We start from the raw sequence: 523 nt of genomic DNA on the forward strand, positions 1-523 counted from the left end.
TGTGGGAGAGTAGGACACCGCCGGACTTCTTTTGAGCGAAATGGCCACCCAGTGCTGGGTGGCCATTTCGTGTTTATAGGGTAGTTTTTGCCGAGGAGGTATGTCCATGGCTGAGGAGCGTGACGCACGCGGTGCGGAGGGCGAGGGCGCCGGTGGTCGGCCCCCTCGGAACGACGGATCGCGCGGATCTCGGGAGGGTTCCTCCGGCCGTGGCGGCGCCGGCCGTCGTGATGGGGATCGTCCGCGCCGCGACGGTGATCGTCCTCGTCGTGACGGGGATCGTCCCTCGTATGGCGACCGTCCTCGTCGTAATGGGGATCGTCCGTCCTATGGTGATCGTCCCCGCCGGGATGGGGATCGTCCGTCCTATGGTGACCGTCCCCGCCGGGATGGGGATCGTCCCTCCTATGGTGACCGGCCCCGCCGGGATGGGGATCGTCCCTCGTACGGTGACCGTCCGCGCCGTGATGGGGATCGTCCCTCGTACGGTGATCGTCCCCGTCGTGACGGGGATCGTCCCTCG

The 523-nt window shown here is 67.1% G+C and carries 1 protein-coding gene; it reads left to right on the plus strand.

Annotation, left to right across the window (positions count from 1 at the left end; all coding sequences use genetic code 11):
• Positions 1-209: 209 nt before the first annotated feature.
• On the plus strand, positions 210-523 hold a 314-nt coding region (locus AC3RXY_RS12950; protein WP_491511348.1), incomplete at its 3' end, for a hypothetical protein.

It is taken from the genome of Microbacterium longlingense (assembly GCF_058349825.2).